13 protein-coding genes and 1 pseudogene are annotated in these 18,879 nt (G+C 59.5%); 7 read left to right on the top strand and 7 right to left on the bottom strand.

Annotated features, from left to right (window positions below; translation table 11 throughout):
• On the bottom strand, positions 1 to 638 hold a 638-nt coding region (locus AC30NL_RS08405), incomplete at its 3' end, for a hypothetical protein (RefSeq protein WP_489463550.1).
• 511 nt (positions 639 to 1,149) lie between these two features.
• On the opposite strand from AC30NL_RS08405, the gene AC30NL_RS08400 reads away from it, so the two are divergent.
• Complete coding sequence (locus AC30NL_RS08400; protein ID WP_489463549.1) at positions 1,150 to 1,377, top strand: BON domain-containing protein; 228 nt, start codon at positions 1,150 to 1,152, stop codon at positions 1,375 to 1,377.
• Between the two features lie 319 nt (positions 1,378 to 1,696).
• Here the strand turns inward: AC30NL_RS08400 and AC30NL_RS08395 are convergent, their stop codons facing one another.
• Positions 1,697 to 2,377, bottom strand: coding sequence for a hypothetical protein (locus AC30NL_RS08395; RefSeq protein ID WP_489463548.1), 681 nt, complete (start codon positions 2,375 to 2,377; stop codon positions 1,697 to 1,699).
• Positions 2,378 to 2,852: 475 nt separating this feature from the next.
• Here AC30NL_RS08395 and AC30NL_RS08390 point away from each other — a divergent pair, with 475 nt between their 5' ends.
• Positions 2,853 to 3,716 (top strand): DUF4238 domain-containing protein, encoded by an 864-nt coding sequence (locus tag AC30NL_RS08390; protein WP_489463547.1) that lies wholly within the window; start codon positions 2,853 to 2,855, stop codon positions 3,714 to 3,716.
• A gap of 730 nt (positions 3,717 to 4,446) precedes the next feature.
• A complete protein-coding gene (locus AC30NL_RS08385) occupies positions 4,447 to 4,809 on the top strand; it encodes a hypothetical protein (protein ID WP_489463546.1) in 363 nt (120 codons plus the stop codon).
• Between the two features lie 532 nt (positions 4,810 to 5,341).
• Here the strand turns inward: AC30NL_RS08385 and AC30NL_RS08380 are convergent.
• The 4 genes from AC30NL_RS08380 to AC30NL_RS08365 form a co-directional block, all read right to left on the bottom strand.
• A complete protein-coding gene (locus AC30NL_RS08380; RefSeq protein WP_489463545.1) occupies positions 5,342 to 8,938 on the bottom strand; it encodes a S41 family peptidase in 3,597 nt (1,198 codons plus the stop codon).
• Between the two features lie 8 nt (positions 8,939 to 8,946).
• Positions 8,947 to 9,753 (bottom strand): di-heme oxidoredictase family protein, encoded by an 807-nt coding sequence (locus AC30NL_RS08375; protein ID WP_489463544.1) that lies wholly within the window; start codon positions 9,751 to 9,753, stop codon positions 8,947 to 8,949.
• Positions 9,754 to 10,201: 448 nt separating this feature from the next.
• Positions 10,202 to 10,591 (bottom strand): VOC family protein, encoded by a 390-nt coding sequence (locus AC30NL_RS08370; RefSeq protein ID WP_489463543.1) that lies wholly within the window; start codon positions 10,589 to 10,591, stop codon positions 10,202 to 10,204.
• A 32-nt stretch (positions 10,592 to 10,623) separates the two neighbouring features.
• Entirely contained in the window at positions 10,624 to 11,883 is a 1,260-nt protein-coding gene (locus AC30NL_RS08365; protein WP_489463542.1) for a hypothetical protein, read from the bottom strand.
• 509 nt (positions 11,884 to 12,392) lie between these two features.
• Here AC30NL_RS08365 and AC30NL_RS08360 point away from each other — a divergent pair.
• Together AC30NL_RS08360 and AC30NL_RS08355 are read left to right on the top strand one after the other, a co-directional pair.
• Complete coding sequence (locus tag AC30NL_RS08360; RefSeq protein WP_489463541.1) at positions 12,393 to 12,839, top strand: hypothetical protein; 447 nt, start codon at positions 12,393 to 12,395, stop codon at positions 12,837 to 12,839.
• Positions 12,840 to 13,667: 828 nt separating this feature from the next.
• Positions 13,668 to 15,149, top strand: coding sequence for a PIN domain-containing protein (locus AC30NL_RS08355; RefSeq protein ID WP_489463540.1), 1,482 nt, complete (start codon positions 13,668 to 13,670; stop codon positions 15,147 to 15,149).
• A gap of 7 nt (positions 15,150 to 15,156) precedes the next feature.
• Here AC30NL_RS08355 and AC30NL_RS08350 read toward each other — a convergent pair.
• Positions 15,157 to 15,576 (bottom strand): annotated as a pseudogene (locus AC30NL_RS08350) (transposase); the annotation flags it as partial.
• Between the two features lie 789 nt (positions 15,577 to 16,365).
• Here AC30NL_RS08350 and ltrA point away from each other — a divergent pair.
• Entirely contained in the window at positions 16,366 to 17,697 is a 1,332-nt protein-coding gene (gene ltrA / locus AC30NL_RS08345) for a group II intron reverse transcriptase/maturase (RefSeq protein WP_489463539.1), read from the top strand.
• A 283-nt stretch (positions 17,698 to 17,980) separates the two neighbouring features.
• Positions 17,981 to 18,879, top strand: an 899-nt coding sequence (locus AC30NL_RS08340) for an IS1634 family transposase (protein WP_489463538.1), incomplete at its 3' end; no start/stop codon positions are given.

Here is an 18,879-nt window from a genome sequence, read left to right as displayed (position 1 = left end):
GAGGCCAACTGCTGTGCGGTCACCCGCTCGTTGTTGATCCGCTCCGTGCTGAGTCGCGAGGCCAGCTGCTGTGCGGTCACCCGCTCGTTGTTGATCCGCTCCGTGCTGAGTCGCGAAGCCAGCTGCTGTGCGGTCACCCGCTCGTTGTTGCTCCGTTCGGTGCTGAGTCGCGAGGCCAACTGCTGTGCGGTCACCCGCTCGTTGTTGATCCGCTCGGTGCTGAGTCGCGAGGCCATTTGAGCCGCGGCGGCGCGCTCGCTGCCAATCTGTGCGTTTTCTCGAGCTTCGGCTATTGCGCTGGTATCCTGCCCGGCCCGGTCGTTTCGTTGAACATTGCTTTGGTAGGACTCAACTCGCTGAGCAGGCTGCGCTCGCTTGTTTGCATCTACAGTCTGCTGACTCTTCTGCTGATATTCCCGGGCAGCTTGCTGTGCAGCCTCCCTGGCCGCATCTTGCTGACGCTGGGCGTTCGACGCCGCCTGCTGTGAGGCCTGTCGCGCTTGCTCCGCTGCTCGTTGTGAAGCCTGCTGCGCCGCCTGTTGCGACGCTTGGCGTGCCGCCTCAGCCTGCCTTCGAGCATCATCATCATTGCCCGCAGCAACAAATCCGGCCGCAACCAGAAAGCAAAGCGCGAACAAAGACTTTGGGGTGGCTCCTACTTTCACTTGGCTTCGAGCATTCATGCGCGGCTTTCGTCAATCGACCTCGTCACAGGGCCCGGTGGACTCCGTCTTCTGGGGTCAAATCAATCTTCGAGTGACTCGCCTCCCGCGTCAAGGGCAAGAAGATCACACCCCAACTGGCCCAGGAGGTCGGCTCTCGGCTGTCCACTCGCATCGAGTCGTCGCTGCATAAAGCACTACATGGGAGCGGCCGGGGTGAGGTCTACGACAAGTTCTCGCGCGTACTGCGCATCGAGACCACTGTCAATGACGTGAGCTTTTTCAAGCACCACCGCAAGGTGGGAACACAAGGGTGCGACGGCCACGCGTGAGTTGGCGCCGCTGAAAACGTCGATCTACAGCCTCATCGATGTTGAATCGCGTGAGCGAGCAAGCTGCAGCGATGGCGGCACGGCCCAGACGCGTCAAGTAGTAGGATGGCTTCGCAGATCAAAGGTGTCACGTCAGTGACGAACTGATATCGTAATTGTCGACTACAGAAGTCCAATCGATTTCGCTTATTACGCAGCAAGTCAAGCGAAAGCTCGAAGAGGACATGGTGGCGAGCAAGATCGCGGTCGAAACGACCAATGGCGTCGTCATTCTTTCTGGTTTCTCCAAGAGCGAAGCTATTAGCCAGGGTGCCATTGCCACTGTGCGCTCGATCGAGGGCGTCAAAACGGTCAAGAGCGCCATGGCAGTGGTCAAGTTCTGACGTCTGCGGGGGAGGGGGAAGGCGAGAGGCTCCCGCTCCCCCGGGCTCGGTTGAACGCCTCGCGCGCGACGTCGCTACGCCCCTCGACCGCCAGCGACATCCCCAGCCCCATCTACCACACGCCATTGTTCGGCGTGACCCGTAGTGCAGCCGAGAAATGCTCGGCCGCTTCGTGTTGCCGATTCATGTGCTGCAGCACGGCCGCGCGCACGTGAGGTCGCCGACGCCGGCGACCTTCAGCAATTTTGGCATCGCGACCCATTTCACCGCTGCTCGCTGATACAAAAAAAAGGCCGCCGCTCAGCACCGACCTGCTGGCTCACTTCTTTCCGGCGCGGTACGCAAGCCATCGGTTCACTAGGGTGCGGACCAAGCCGAGCGCATCCTCATAGGGCATAGGCTTCGGCGGAGGATCCTTAGTCTCTTCACCATGGCGCGCATGCACACCCAGGGCCGTTCGACTATTGGCCGTCCGCTTGAACAAAGCCAGTGCGGTCCTGTCTATCCAGCCTTCCGAGTACATCGGGTCGGCGTCGTTCGTCTCCACCAGTTCATAAGCCACGTACAGCTCGGACCACGTAGGCTTCAAGCGCCCCATGAGAACGAGCGCATCATGTACGGCGTCTGAGCCATCCGCTTCGGCCAGGATCTGAGCCGCCATCCCCTTGCTCGAGTCGGCCATGGCCTGACCATTGGCAATCGCGTTCAAGCGGCCCACGGCAGTGCGAATCGTGGTTCCTTGCAGTGACATCACGGCATCCCGCCGCTGGCCAGTACCGTCCACTGTATTCATGGAGCTGCTGAACTCCACACCTCCATAGTTTGGAGCCAGGATTGCACCAAGCCCGTTCAGCGCCACCATGACCTGTTCAGCTCGCTGTATGACCGTCTTGTGATCCATGCCGACCAATGAAATTGGCAGGCGCAAGTGGTACTTGTCTGGCAAGTCCTCGACCGACGCCTTCAGCACGTTGAACGCGTTTCTGCTTGTCCAATGCACGAGATCTTCCAGGTCGAATTCATGACCTGTGAGCTCCGTGACCCAGGCAACTCGATCTTCAGGGGATGCAGATGTCATTTACGCAAGGCTACCCGAAAGCAGTCCACCGAGAGCGACCGGAAGTGGCCGGCAGTGTGAGTACGAGGCCGCGCTTGGAAGCTGACCTTCGATGCGTGGGCCGAGCCGGCCAAGGTCAGCTGTCGGCGAAGCCCGGGAACTCACACGCCGGCCATGACCGGTCATCCGCGATGTCGCTACTAAGCCGTCGGTCGATGCCGCGCGGTGAGTCAAGTGCGACATCGGGACTCTTGGAGAGCTCGCCGTAAAGCTGCCGGGTCGCGGGACTTTGGTGAGCCAACGGCTTTTTGAACAGACAGGTTCCTGTGGTTCGTCATGAAGCGGCAAGTCGTCGCAACCGACTCAATGCCTCAATGCGGACGTAAGAAGATGGCCGGGCGCCCGGATACGATAGTGGATGGGCACTCCACACGTCGCGCACCACTACGTTCCGAAGTTCATCCTTGAACAATGGCAAACGCCGCCTGATGAGAGGCTAAGCACCTTTCGCTGGGCACAGGGACGGTTGGTGCACCGGCGGCACAAGGCCAAGGCGGTCGCCAAGTTGGAACACCTCTACTCGCGACGGCGCGGGACCGCGAACCCTGATGTCTGGCTGGAGCGGGACTTTATGGCGCCGCATGTGGACGACCCAGCCGCTCCGGTACATAAGAAGATGCTGGCTGATGGACTAGGCAAGCTTAGTCATGCTGAGCAAGCAGATTGGGCGAAGTTCGTCATCGCTCAATTGCTCCGCGTGCCCACAACGATGGAGCGGATGCGTGAGCGAGGACGCAGGACGCTTGAGGAAGGGCTCGACGAAGATCCGCAGGCATACCTCGCAGAGCGAGGTAGCGAGCCAGAGCCGACCCTGCGCGCATGGTTCGAGAAGCACGTGCCACACGAGTTCGACGACATGGCGGTTCGAGTATTCCCACGTCTCGTGTACTCGAAGAACTTGCTATCAAGGGTGCTCAAAGGTCAGTGGGCCGTTCGCGAACTGCGGCTCTCGAAGAGAGACCTTGTCATCGGAGACAAACCTCTTTTCGTCGACGGCAAGCTGGGCGAAGAGCACTTGCTGGTCATGCCCATAGCGCCGAACCGCGTGTGGCTTGCGTTCGATAACCCTCAGACCGGTGAGAACGTCGGGCAACGAACAGATGAAGACTTTGCGCGCGAGGTCAACAGGGCGATCGTCATTCAAACAGAGCGATACGTCTACTCCACCGGCATGCAGCACGAGTTCTTGATTCGCAAGTACTTGCGCAAGCCGCAGGCGTAAGAACTCCCGCGCGAGGCGACCGGTCATCTCGGTTCGAATCACCGCAACGGGTCGCGCAGCGCCGGTTATTCTCCCAACCTCGGCGCCGCATTGCCGTATGAGACTTGAGGATGGCGACCTGCCGGTTGCGACCGGCATCGCCGTCGACGAGCCGTCGTTCGACACCATCGCTGATTGCGGACATCGTGCCGAGTCCAGGCCCCAAGTCCACCGGTATCCTTGCGACCTACCCCCAGGGCTGATCAAAGAGAGGTGGTCATGACATGACCCACTATGTCTTGCCAATTGAGCATCTTCAAGAATTGTCACAAGAGATTCTTGCGTCGAGCGATCCTGTTGTCATTGAAGACAGGTTGCGCCTCATCATCAAGTTCTACGGCATCTACAACGTCGACTATGGCTACGACGCGCCGATTTGGAGGGGACGTAAGTGCAGTGGACCGGAAGGCTTTTCGAACCTCCGGGAGGTTCACTATCCCCCCGCTGCCGCAACGAAGCCAGGTCGATTGAATGATTCTGGCAAGCCGATGCTGTACGTCTCGATGGTTCAATTCTCGGTGTTAGAAGAACTTCAGGCAGAGGCTGGGGACTTTGTTCACTACATCAGCTACGGCCTGCAGAAGCGACATGTCCGAGCAGCCTTCATCGGCGAGTTCACGCATGTTCAGCGATGGGGTAGAGCGACTTTGCAGAGAAGGCTGGTCCGGAGATCAACAGAATCTTCAAGGGCATGGAGTTTCAGACTGCCAAGGCTTTTGTCTTCACTGATGCCTTCTTGGCGTCGTTGCTGCGCGACAAGGATGCCTCGAAGGACGACTACATTCGCTCGCGTACGGTAGCAAGACTGCTGTTCGAGAAGATGCCTGCCCTTGAAGCAATCATCTATCAGGGCGTTGCTCTTGAAGGATCGTTCAACATGGCTTTGAAGCCCGACGTTGCAGATCGTGTGCTGTACAACGGCGCAACGTTCGTCTTGAGGGTAACGAAGAAGTACGACCACGGTATTTACGACTTCGAGCCCGTCAATCGCGCCAAAGGCTACTTTGGCGACGGCACGATTGAGTGGGGTGCTCCGACGAACCGAACCCGATAGACGAACGACCGCTGCCAATGGTCGTCAACGACAGCTTGGGGTCGTGTGCGTGAGTCCGACACTGTCGGCAGCGGTCATTGGGCCATCCAGACTGCGGGTCGAGTGCGGGCGATGTCGGCAGTACCTCCGACACCGGCCATTGGCGAAACTTCAAGACGGGGAGCCCATTGACCGCAATGGAACCGAGACCGTGAGTTGGGCGCCCCTGGGCGAGTGACCGGATACGCTGCGTAGCTGGCAGAAGGAATTTGGATTTCGGCTTAAGACTGTCTGCGGTCATTCGGCTTCGGCCTGCTGAATGACGGCGGCTGCCGCAAGCTGCCCGTGGCGGCTTTCTCGGCGGCCGACCGGTCCACCTCGGAACTTGACGTTCGCCGATCTCGTCGAGCAAATCATCGTGTCATCCCAGCAGGCATTCGAGTGTCACTGGCGAGCGGGTGACGATGGCCGCTGAACGACTGCATCCGAAAGTCGCGAGCTCCCGGTATCGACCCAAAGGAGCCGGCGACAGTTTTCTCAGCGAACGACCGGTCTACCTCTGACCTTCGCCGACGGACCAAGAAAATGTGTGACGGCGACAGCGGTCGTTCGCGCATGCCGACGGACGACCGCGACAATTTCGGGGCGGCGACCGGCTGCATCCGATGGTCACGCGATCTGGCGCTGCCGACCCACTGCTGACGTTCAGGCCTGCGTGGCCAGCGGAAGCGCATGTGCTGCTGTCGCGTGCCAGCCGAGCGCGGACTGGCAGGGAATCCAGGACACTATGGTGTCCGGGGGTCTTCGCTCGACGTGTCGACCGGGGCAGCCGATCAGCCCACGATCGACCCCCTCGCATTGCCAAGCGCAAGGCGGTGTCGAGTTGTTCATCGTGTCCGTGGTAGAGAGCGTAAGGATCGTTCTCCACACGCACGTCCGGCTCGACTCCACGCCCCTCAACTACCATCTTCCGAACGCCATTCTCGACAACAAAGGAACCCGCCTCCGGTATCCGCACGCCGCCGCCGTCAATCAGTGACTTGTCATCATTCACCCAGATGCCGGCGCCAGATGTTCTGCTACCGACTAAGACTCCGAGGCGCATCCTTCGCACGCCCTCGGCGACAGCTTCGCCATCCGAATACGTATCCCCATCTACCAGAACGATCAGCAGGCCGCTGAAGGATTCCCGCGGATTCCTCAGCTCAAGCCGATCGGTTCGACTGGAAATTCTCAGCCACGTTCGGCGCTGAAGAAAGTTCAAGATCCACGGATCTGCGTTGCCTCCGCTATTCCCGCGTAGATCCAGAATCAGCGCATGCCGATCATGCAGGTCAGCGTACTGCCGAATCAAGTCGGCCACGTCCGCTTCGTTCGTTGAGCGAAGGTGTATGTAACCAACCTTCCCACGGCTACGCTGCTCCACCACCCTGCGATTGCTCGCCACCCAACTCTTGAGACGCAGGAGCGATTCGCGAGGAGCAGACACTGCTTCAACGATTGTTTGATACGCTTCACCACTAGGCTTGCTGGCGGCCACCACAACGCGCTGTCTAGCCTTTCCCAGCAGCATCCGTGCGAATGAATCTACTTCGCCTACTGCGACGCCGTTGACGTGCGTGATGAGATCACCCACCTCTATCGGCGGCGTCGCCCTACTGAGGGGGGATCGCTCTTCCACAATATCAAGATCTCCATCGTAGACCTCGGTGACTCTCAAGCCACCCAGGTCTTTCGTCAACAAACCTCCCAATTTCGCCGCGGCGGCGGAGCTAGAGGCGCCTTGATCCGGCCCCCTAACGGACGTATGACCAGCACCCAGCTCGGAGATCATTGCGGACACCAGCTCATTGAACTCAGCTCTGTTGGAAACGCTAGGCAGGAATTCGGCGTACTTTGCGCCGACTGCCTTCCAGTCCACTCCGCTCATGTCAGGGCGCCAGAAGTAGTCGCGATACAAGCGCCACAACTCCCAAAACATTTGCCGACGCTCTTGCTGGAGGTCTACTAGCAGGTCAAGCCCGCCTATGTTGTCCAGGGTTGCAGCGAGGCAACGAGACTCCGACTCAGGCACGTGGCACACGGTAAGGCCGGCATCGTGTAATGCAACCAACGCGCGGCCGTCCCTTGACTGCGCATACGTCTTCACTTCAAACGGCAAGAGCGCGGTAGGCGCGGATCTGCCCTCGCCCCCCGGCAGCCCGAAATTCACCATCCGGCCCTTCGGATCACGTACGGCCTCTTTAGAGATCGCCAGTAGTCGGTTACCGGATCTTGCGAGAAAGGTGTAGTTGCCAGCTGTGAACGGCAGCTCTTCGGTCTGCAGCTGCAACCCCCGCATGGAAATCACGCGCTGCCCGTCAGCGGCACAAACAGGCGCAGCCCCACTTTGCGCAAAGAAGGCATCCTGTGCCAACGCCACGGAGTAAACCAGCGATCTCTTCTGGTAGTCGGGCCAATATCCGCGAGGTGCCCACGGGTCCACCACGGTCGACCGGAAGTTCGACTCAGAGATGAAATAGAGCTTCTCTTCGCCGCGCGAAAAGACCGGGAACGAAGCTTCGTACCGGCCACTCGTGACGTGGCGAACTCTACGGCAGCTGACATCCAGAACGGTGATCTGCCCAATGTCTTGTGCCGTGTAGGTCACGAAAGCAGCAAACCTGCCGCTCGATGACCAGCTGATGGCCTGAGGCAGGGTCCTCGAATTTGTACCCACGGGCCACGACTCACCGGTCGCCGCATCAACAACGAACAGCTTGCCGGCAACCGAGCGAACCAGCATGTCGCGACCATTCGGCGAGAGGGAGAAGTCGAGAATCGGTTCGGAAATGTCGCGACCGAACTGGACCGCAGGATCCTCGTTAACCGGACTGTACCTGCGAATCAGATACTCTCCCGTCGAGTCTTCCAATGCGTAAACCGTGCGCTCGTCGGGAGCGAGCTGGATTGATTTCACGCGCAGATTCGACGCGCACTCAACGCAGGTCGCCGTTCGAGCAGTAGCATCAATGCGCCATAGCTTGCCTCGCACCACCACCCAGGCACGATCGCCATCATTTGAAACCTGCACTTCAGTGGCGTCCGCAACACTGAGTTTCAGTGCCAGTTCGTTGCTGTAAGCGTCCGCAGGCAAGCGGATGTCGATCTTTTCTGATTGACCTGCACCGACATCCAACTCGTAGATCTCTCCAAGCTTGTGGTACAGAATCCTGCCACGACCGCCGCGAGATATGGAACGGATGTCATAGTCAGTCTCGAATGTGTGCTGGAGCATGCCATTTCCGTTCGCCTCCATCGACCAGATGTTGAAGTGGCCGCTCTTGTCCGACAGGTAGTAAATTCTGTCTAATGCGCAAATCGGCTTTCGACTGATCGCGCGCTTCGGGTCTGTCAAGGGACTTGAGACCCAAGCATCACGCTTCGGGGTGGGGCCGCCGTTGGCAGCAATGGCGTCCAAGTTGATCTTGAATATGCTTTGAGCGTATCCGCCACGGTAGTGACGGTTGTTATCAATCAACTCTTCGTTCTTGACGAAAACGAAGTCGCCCTGGATAGGGCAACCCTCGGAAACCTCAGCAAGTGGAATCGCTCGGGTTGTGCGGCTATCAGCGTTGACAACGTATAGGAGCGGTCCGCGCTTCTTCGACATGATGGTCGTCGAATAAAGCACTTCATTGTCGCTGAACCAACCTTGTACTTTGACGTTGGACCCACCGTCATAGGTCAGTTGCTTCGGCGACCCAGAATCAAGTTCGATGACATGAACCTCGGACCCGGATTGGTTCCGCGATACAAAGGCGACCCTGGTTCCGTCCGGAGAGAACGACGGCGAGAACTCTTCATCATTTCCCTTCGTCAGGCGGCGGGCGTGTGGATTGTCACCGTCTTTGATCCATAGGCGACCGTTGAACTCGAAGACGAGTCTGGCGTTGTGTCCGGTCGGATTTCTCAGAAAGGACGGTTCGGTAGACGCTTGAGCAGCCATTGTTAAGGCAGTCAACAGCGCGCCGAGTACGAGTGCGGTAAGAGCAAGCGGCGCTCGCCTGCGCTGTTCTGCGTGGCCTCGCCGGCACTGGAACTGTGCGCTCGTCCTCATCAAGCCTTGGAGGAGGATCCGCTTTTGGCGCGCAGCAATGCTCAGAATCAAGGTCCACTTCATAGAGAGGACAAGAAGCCTAGTAGGTGATCACGATCTCGCGGCGACAGCGCTTGAAATCTCGCAATCGAATGTTGAGCTTCACCTGCATGCCAGAGAATCGCCTCAAGCACCGTCCGCGCTCTACCGTCGTGGAGAAAGCCAGCTTGAGGAGACACTGACGCTTGCACCCCGATACCCCAGAGTGCGGGCGTCCTCCAGTACGCGCTGAGCGCATCGGAGTTGTTGGCGCGCAACCCCGGCCCCATGTCGTGCAGCAGTAGATCGGTAAATGGATAGATTTTCTCTGGCCGAGCCAGTCTCTCCTTCGAGCCTGCAACACCAACTCGGTCCCAACTAGGCTTGTGGCACGTTGCGCAGCCGACTCTTGAGAAGAGCCCAGCGCCTCGCTTGCTGCGGTCCACGCTTTCGCGATCTCGCGCCGGCACAGCGATTGAGCGAAGGTAAGCGGTAAGGTCCGCCACCGCCGCGCCCTGTTGCGACTCCTCCTGACCAGCTTGGCCTTTTCTATTTCCAAGCTCATTCGCAAGCGCAGCCACCACCTGCTCATCGAGGCTGGCGAAACTCGCTTTCCAGCCGAACCGCCCCACTCTGGGCAATCCGCCTTCGGACTTCGCCACCTCGCCGAGCCGCCCCTTTACGCCGAATCGGAGATACAGCCGCCGTCTGACCAGCTCTCTGAGTTGTTCATCCGTTATGGCCTCCAACAATCCAAGACCATACACACCAGGAGATGTCCTCAGGTCGACGTGAGTACTACTAAGGCCATCAACGATCGCGTCAGGGACGACCAGATCGACTTTCAAACGGCCTGGAAGCTCAATTGTGCGAACATGCCTCCACCGCACGCCTTCCAGTTTGCCTTGGGGATATGTACTAGTAGCAGGATGACGATAGATGCCCGCCGCCTCACCGTTCGTTGGATTCAGAACGGAAAAGCCCGTTGAATGGAAGTCAATCGCATGCGTGATTCCCCGGCCATCCTTGACGTGGCAATGCGCGCAGGAGTTTGCGTTGTGGTCCGCGCTCAACTGCCGAACGCGGTTGAACTCGACCGCCCCTCTCGAAAATGCGTTTCGCTCTTCGAGCGTTAGGAAGGGAGCAGATCGGCTGTACGGCGACTCACCGTACGAGTACACGCTATAGGCCCCGCCCAGCTGCTCCGCTTGGCCCCAATCGCCCGCGACGGCCGGCTGCGCGCGGCATAGACCGGCGCCACACGCAGCGAGGAACACCGCAGCAGCGAGGGTCACATCACGTTGCCACGAACTCAACCTTGATGCGATCTGGATCCTCAACATACAGCGCGTAGTAGTCAGTCCCGCCATTCGCAAATGGATACCTCTCGTCGTACAGACACTGATAGCGCCGCTCTAGGCAGAACTGTCGAAGTGCATCTACGCGCTCTCTACCCGGAATCTTGAACGCCAGGTGATTCAGCCCCACACCAGATCGGTGGTACTCACGGGAAGCGTGCCTGTCTGCCACCTGGATGAACGTGAGGTACGTGTCCTCCCCGGCGCTGAGGGTAAAACCATCTCCAAAGTCGGCGGTGACTGTGTAGCCGATCTGCGCAAGCAGCTCAGACCAGAAGGCTCGCGTTGCGGCCAAGTTGGATACATAGATCTCGACGTGGTGCAGCATTCGACTGTCCTTGGGCGGATCGGCCGCGCGGCTTAGACCGTGCCACGTCGCGCCACTGTCTGCTCCACTCTAAGTCGGCTCGCATTCACTCCAAGAGGCAACCGAACGTACTTCAGGGCGCTGACTTCCGTCACTAGGAGGTCGATGTAAACCTCGCCATTCCGATCCTCAAAGAGGCACTGACTGGCAGAGACTATCGTGTCCTTGCCAAGTTGAGGGATGCCCAATCGAGCCAATTCTGCTGCGGAAAAGCTGACGTGCCTGTCGAACGACTTACCAGTATCGGTCGACACCGCGATGACCAATCGAGACTGATCGGTCCCGGGGTCGTGCTCCTGAAAAAGAGTCGCGCGAACAGGGGTGTCGATCAGGGCGCTGTATTGGAACTGCGAAGCCGAGGCATCCGCGAGGGAGACGGTCGGGGATTGCCGGCTGGCGATTTGCGTAAGCTTGTTGTGTGCAATCACGTGCGTCCACTTGGCGCTAGGCTCGATGGGGCGGAAGCTGACGACACTGACTTCTCCTCGCCGCCCCTCACTGTCAACGCCCATCAGCGACGACTGCACGAAAGTGGTACCACCAGCCGTTTGCGGCGACCTCACAGCATCTCCAGCACGAGGGACCGTCTTGTCTTCGGCTTCCTCGCTCGAATCGTCATCGCGCGAGGTCGCCCAGTTCAAGCTGGGCGAATTCGACTGAGATGTCCCTCCCGCAAGCCGCACAGCCTTGAAGGCGCCAGGACGCACCTCGACATTGGCTGCGGGGAAGTCAGCGGTACGCAGGCCGAAGAGAGCTTTCGGAGTTGACCACGTCTTCCCGGCGTCAAAGGATTCGATCCAGGCTGGGTATGCCCTTCCTGTCGCGGAAACGTCTGCGGGCGCCATCGCCGGGTCCTTCGTTTGAAATGTTGCGATGACAAACTTGCCTCTGATCGCCACGGCAGGACCAGAGACCGCGAACGGGTCATCCACCACCTTCCGAGCCATCGGGAAGGTACGGCCGTCCGGCGACACACCGATGTAGAGGCTCTTGGACTTTCCATCCTGCCAGCCATAGACGACTGTTTCCCGGTCATCCGCAGCAAGGTTTCCCCACCCTTTGCGGGAGGCTTGAATGAACGTGTCGTTCGGCTCAACACCCGCCGGAGTGACGCGCTCCGAGACAACCAGCGATGGATCCGACCCGAACGGAGCGCTTGCGAACGCGATCCTGCCCGCCGTAGTCCCCCCGCTCTGCTGAGTAAATGCGATGTACGAGCCCTGGAAGTTCGAATCGATCGCCGCCTGCTTCACGTCGCCGCCCGCAGCTGGAACGATGACGTCGCTCCAACTCTTCCCATTGTCCGTGGATCTGCTGAAGACCAGCTGGAGGCGCCCCTTCTCGCTGACGCTGTATGCGGCGACCAAGCCACCGTCAGCAGTTCGCATGATGTTTCTACCCGCGCCAGCGATGCTGTCTCTCGAGACGTTCACAGGCTCAGTGCCTGCATGGGTCGCGCCAATGGCCACTGACAGAGAGATGGCGACAGCAAGCGCCGGGAAAGGATTGCTAGGCATGTGAACCCTCCGAAGGTTGATCAGAACAAACCGCCGGCGCAATATTCTCCCTTTCGCACTCACTGTCAATGGAAGAGCCTGGCACCGGCGCGACGGGGTAAAGGAAGGGGAGCATCAGCCAGAAGTCTGAGAGCAGCCCGTTTGGACTCGCAGCGGCGCGCCACCAGCGCGCCACCTGAGGTCCGTTGACTGCACGATCCCGCGCCAATAGACTCTGCCCGACCTACTCGATCGGGAAAGCGGCCATGACTTCGTTTCTCCGCAAAGTTGTCTTTCTTTCGCTGTTCCTTGTCTCGAGCTACGCCCTGGCCCAGGGTCAAGACGCTGCCTGGAACGAAAAAACGGTGTGGACGGTCACCTACGTCAAGACCAAGGCGGGTATGTTCAATGAGTACGTCAAGGACCTGTCGGGGTTTTGGCGGGCCCTGGTGGAACAACAGAAAAAGGACGGCAGGGTGGTGTCGTACAAGATCTTGAATGTTGCCTACCCCAGAGACGGCGAACCTGATCTGCTCATTCTGGTTGAATACAAGAACATGGCAGCCCTGGACAACGACCTGCAGTACACAGAGCAGTTGCTTAAAGCGGTCAATAGCAACTTGGCCCGAGCCGAGAACTCCGCCGTTGACCGAGAAAAGCTACGCGACTTCCGTGGCATCGTTCTCACGCGCGAGATCGATTTCCGCAAGTAGCTTGGCCCAGGCGGCGGTCTGGAGAGAGCCGCCTCACCCGTGCTGGTTGAGCCGCAACTTGGCCGCAGGCATAACACGCGGGGAGCCCCCGACGCCATGCCTGAGCAGGATTCGCGATAGATCAGTCCGCGTAAGCCGCTGCCTCCGGCGTCGAACCGCATCGCTGACGCACATCCGTCAAGGGGGAGGAATGCACGCGCTGGACCGGCTCGGAGACACCTAGGCCACGGCTAGTTCTCTGCGGCGAATCGCTGCAGCACGCCACTGCGCACGCACTCGGCTGTACGCAACCCAAGTCTTCGGACATAAGACCCCTCAAGCTCCAAACCACCCAGACGACTGATCAACGGAGTCTCACCGTCGAGACGCGTTGCCAGCAGAAGCACATCTGCTGACATCCAAGCCGGCCGACCGAACAGCAGCAAAGTGAGCGTGCGTTTCGGGAGCGCGCCAAACGGCTACGAGGCTACGAGTAGTGCTGTAGCAATGCGATCTCTGCTTGGGTCTTGGTGCCTTTGCCACTTGTTGACTTGTTGCGTCTCTGCGCCAGGACAACGGTGGCTTTCACGAAAGAGCGATTCTCCTGGCGACCGAGGCGAAGTGCCTCCGTTGCGACGGGCCTGGGCGCGACTGCATATCGCCAGTACTTTCGAAGCTCCGACGCTCAGCGGGGGTGTCAGCTATCAAGCGCTTCCAGACGACCCGTCAACAGCGCGCGAGGACAAACGACCACGGGGTCAGTGATGACATCCTCAGACTTCCAAGTTCAACGCGGTATCTCCCCGCGTTTCTGACGCCGAACGCACGGCGTCCGAGCAGAATAGGCCGATGGCCAAGACGTTGACACTTTTTCCAGATACCAACCTATTTCTTCAGTGCAAGGCACTTCAGGAAATCGACTGGGGCTCCCTGGGTGAGTTTGACACCATCGATCTCGTCGTGACGCGACCGGTCCAAGCCGAGATCGACAAGCACAAAGGAAAGGGTTCCGGTCGAACATCGACCCGCGCAAGGGCAGCTTCGTCGTTAATTGGGCGGGCACTCGACGATGCGAACAACTCGCTCGTTATTCGGACTGGACGACCCGAGGTACGGCTACTGTTGCGAATCGGAGGCAGGCCGAGTGAGCGCCTGGTGCAGCAACTCGATTACGCTGAGCCTGACGACCAGTTGGTTGGGTTCGTGGCCGAATACCGAGACGTTCATCTCGGCGAAGACGCTCGAGTTCTCACTCACGACATTGGGCCGCGAGCCAGCGCCAAGGTTGTGGGCGTCCCCTGCCAACCGATTCCGGACAGTTGGCTGCTTGCGTCGGAAACGGACGAAGCCGAGAGACGCCTCAAATCTGTACAGGCGGACCTTGAGCGCTACAAATCGGCTGAGCCTTGCATCTCCCTTGTACTGGAGGGAGATGCGAAGGACAGCAAGACGCTGACTGGTGACTATGTGGTCTATCAGGCACTCACTGCAGATGAAATCGAGGCGTTGACTCTCACCCTACAGAGTCGCTTCCCGAAGCAAACGGACTTTGGATCGCAGGAGCCCAAGAAAGCACCCGGAAAAGCATCAGAGGGCGGCGCATTCGATGTCGCCTTGTTCAGTTTCGAGCCGGCAAAGCACTTTGCGCCAGCCAGCGACGAAGAGATTGACCGGTACAAGACGGCTTTTGCCGCTTGGCTCGAGAGAAGCCCCAAGCTCTTTCGCGAACTGCATATGCGCCTTCAGTTGTGCCAATCGCCGCCGCACTTGTTGATGCTGCTGAGCAACATGGGCTCACGCCCTGCGGAGAGCGCGCTCGTGACCTTCTCGGCAAACGGCTCCTTCCTGATTCAGCCGCCACCAAAGGACGATGAGAGCCTGTATCAGAAGCCGGCTCTCGAGCAGCCTCCCGCGCCGCCGAAAGGTCGATGGACGAGCGCATTCGACTTGTTCACGCGAGTCGGCGCCCTCGGCCAGCCTACGCAATCGCATTTCGACCTTCCGCATCTAGGCCAGATGAGACGTCTGCGCGACGACGAAGAGTTCTACTACCGTCCCTCAAGGCCATCCCTGCCCGTGCAGGAGTTCAGTCTGGAATGCGCACTGTGGAGACATCAAATTGATGCCCATTCGTTTGAGATCGACCTTCACGTGCGTCCATCCGAGACCGCCGAGCTTCGTGGCGCGATAAAGGTGGAGGTGCACGCGACGAATATGACGGAAGCATTCATCGACATCGTTCCGGTGCGCGTCTCAGTTCAAACTGGGAACACGTACGAGGCGGCCGTGAACCTGATCGACGGGCTCGGGCGCAGTTCTCGAATCCCCTAGTGTCGCTTCACGCATCAAGTGTCGGATAGAGGCGCTTAAGTTTGATGCGTGCATGGTCGGAAGTGAACTGCCAATTTATCTTGGCGTTGATCTGATCGCGACTCGCCTGCCAAGCAGCCACTTCGCTGCGTACAGTGTCGATCTTGTCGATCCTGCGGTTCAAGCACTGAGCAATCATCACGTTCAGTTCGATCTCGGCCATGTTGAGCCAACTGCCATGCTTGGGCGTGTAGACAAACTCGAACCGATCCCACAGCGCCTTGGCCTGCTCAGCAGGGAATGCCTCATATAGCGATGCCGGCGTATGCGTGTTCAGGTTGTCCATCACCAGTGTGATGCGCTCAGCCGTGGGATATTGCTGCGCGATGTCATTGATGAAGTGAGCCCCATCGACTTTGGTCTTGCGCTCGGTCACCTTGGTCATCCGCACACGCTGCGCGCCGCGGTCGCAACTCGGCCACACCAGGCCAAGCACGCCCGTGCAGCACACCAGACCCAATCCACGACCACATGCGTCATGCACGCGATCGTGGCGAGCTATTCCTGTTGACTCAAGGTGCCACGGCTGCACGCTTACGTCGCGGTTATGGAGCCACACGATGCTTCGCTGGGCCTGGCCGCACACCACGTACAGGTCGTCAACCCGCGCGCCAGCTTCTGGCTGCATCGAGAATTTGCAGTGGTACAGCTCCACATCAATTCGCTTAGCCCAAGTTTGTGTGCGCCGTGAAAAGGCGCTGTCTTCCCGCGGGTGCGAATCCCGCCCGGCAACTGTCGCTCCAGCCGGAAGTAATCGGAGCAATCGTGGAGGTAACGAAGCGGTTGAAGCCTTCGGTGTAGAGGGTCCTTTAAGGGACTTGGCGATCGTGCAGGCCGTAATGTGAGTGAACGTTGAGCAGGCCTCGAAATGGGTAATGCGGAAGCCGACCCGGCGCAAACACGGGGAAGGCTGTCATCGATGGGGAAGTGAGCGAAACATGCACCCACCGGTTCCGCCGGGGTAGTGACGATGGCATGCACGAAAGAGGAAGACAGTGGCAACACGGGAAGCCCTGTGGTGTGGCCGTGCGCACGGCCAACTGGCGCTCCGCGAGGAGCTGAGCTGGGCACCACGGGGTGGCGGAGGGGCTCGTACGACCGACGACGCTGGGTAATGCCGGCAGAGGAAAGGAGCCCTGGTTCAAGACAAACGCAGGAAGCGACGAGGAGCCGGAGATTGGGAAACCTGACAACTCCACCAAGCGTTCAGAAGTTGCAGAGCGCGTTACATGCCAAAGCGAAGGAAGAACCTGGGTATCGGTTTTATCTTTTGTACGACAAGGTGTCTCGGGCGGATGTGCTTGTATTTGCCTACCGATGCTGCAAGGCCAACAAGGGTGCTGCGGGAGTAGACGGCCAGACGTTTGAAGACATTGAGGCGTACGGGGAGGTCCGATGGATCAGGGAACTGGCGCAGCGGCTGAGGAACAAGACCTACGAACCGGATGCGGTCAAGCGGGTCTGGATTCCGAAGCCAAACAGCAGCAAATTGCGTCCGTTAGGGGTGCCCACGATCGCTGACAGAGTTGTCGAGACGGCGGCGATGCTGGTGCTGGAACCGATCTTTGGAGCGGATCTGGCGCCCGAGCAGTACGCCTACCGACCTGATCGGGGGGCACACGACGCAGTTCGGGCGGTCCACAGCTTGTTGAACACCGGGCACACGCAGGTGATAGACGCGGATTTGAGCGGCTATTTCGACAGCATTCCGCATGCGGAATTGCTGCAATGCGTGGCGCGTCGAATTGTTGATCGACACATCCTGCGCCTGATCAAGGCGTGGCTGGTGGCGCCGGTCGACGAGGACGACGGCAAGGGACGCACGACGCGGAGTCGGGCGAACCGGGACAGCAAGCGCGGCACGCCTCAGGGTGCACCGATCTCGCCCCTTTTATCGAACCTGTACATGCGACGGTTCGTGGAGGGATGGAGGCGACTGGGGTGTGAGCAGAGATGGTCGGCTCACATCGTCAACTATGCGGATGACTTCGTGATCTGCTGCAAACGCGGGGCGCCTGAGGCGATGGTCGCGATGCGCCGGATCATGGATCGACTGAAGTTGACGGTGAACGAGGAGAAGACCCATCTGTGCGAGATACCGCGGGAGCGGTTTGACTTCCTGGGCTACACCTTCGGGCGGTGCTATTCAAGAAAGGACGGTCATGCATATATTGGCACCCGCCCATCGAAGAAGAGCATCAAACGGATGGTGGCGAGCATCAGTGAGGTCACGGATCGCCGCACGGGGATGCTGGATGCCGAGGAGATCGTGGGTCGGTTGAACCGGAAGCTGACAGGCTGGGCGAATTATTTCTGCCTGGGCCCCGTCAGTCCGGCGTATCAGCAGTTGGACACCCACGTTCGAGAACGGCTGCGCCGGTGGTTGTGCAAGAAACACAAGGATGCGAGCACGGGGTCTTCGCGCTTCCCCGACCAATTCCTCTACGAGAAATTGGGGCTGGTTCGACTGGCGCCTCGCACGCACGACCTACCGTGGGCGAAAGCATGAGTGCTTGTCCGGGAGCCGGATGCGTTAGTAGCGCATGTCCGGTTCGAAGAGCGGGATGTGGAAACGGAGCCATGGTCTGGCTCATAGGGCACCGTCAACCGAAAGGGACGGCAACAGCGATGCTCCGACCTACAAGCCACCGCGCCACATCTCGACTCCACCAACTTTTGGCCCATTTCGCGATCTCGTCGGCCGCTAACCCGCATGGATGCTGGATGTCGTCTGAAAAGCAAAATGTAGTGCCATAATATTTTGTAAGTGATGAACCGCCGGCAGCAATTTCGTGCAGCATCGAAAGATGTTCATCCGGCGCACCCAAACCCGCAATCGCACATCCGGCGAGCCCTACACGACCTACCGCCTGGTTGAGGCTTCTCGGGTGGGCAGCAGCGTCAAGCAGACCACGCTGCTTAACCTGGGCAGCCACTTCGATCTGCCCAAGGAGGAGTGGGCGGCTCTGGCCAAGCGCATCGATGAGTTGTTGCAGGGGCAGCGCCCCTTGCTCGATGCGACGATGTCCGAGAAGGGCCATGCCCTGGCACAGCGCTATGCGGCGCAGCTGATCGCGTTGAGGCCCTCGGCTGCAAGCATCACGCGCGCCGAAGCAACCATGGCCGACCCGGACGAACCCGGGCGCTATCAAGAGGTCGATCTCGACTCCCTCGAAATGGTGCGTCCACGCAGCGTCGGCGTCGAGCATGCAGCGCTGTCGGTGATGCGCCAGTGCGGGTTCGAGGACAAGCTCGCTGAGCTGGGTATGAACCGCCCGCAGATTGCTGCGGCCGTGGGCAACATCATCGGCCGCATGGCACATCCGGGGAGCGAGCTCGCGACGCACGCGTGGCTGCAGCAGCGCTCGGCGCTTGGCGAGCTGATCGGCTACGACTTCGAGGCGATGGATCTGAACCGCCTGTACCGTGCCTCGGACGCGCTGTACAAGCACCGCGAGGCCTTGCAAGACCACATGTTCGCGCAGGCGCAGTCGATCTTCGGGTTTGGCGAGACGATCACTTTGTATGACCTCACCAACACCTACTTCGAGGGCGTCGCCGCAGGCGTGAGCAAGGCCAAGCGCGGGCACAGCAAGGAGTGCCGCAGCGACTGCCCGCTGGTGACCTTGGCCATGGCGCTCGACGGCAGCGGGTTCCCGCGCCGCAGCCGGGTCTTCGCGGGCAATGCCAG

This window comes from Rhizobacter sp. (assembly GCA_021153565.1).
Taxonomy (GTDB): domain Bacteria; phylum Pseudomonadota; class Gammaproteobacteria; order Burkholderiales; family Burkholderiaceae_C; genus Albitalea.
This window is presented reverse-complemented; position numbering and strand designations above follow the sequence as displayed.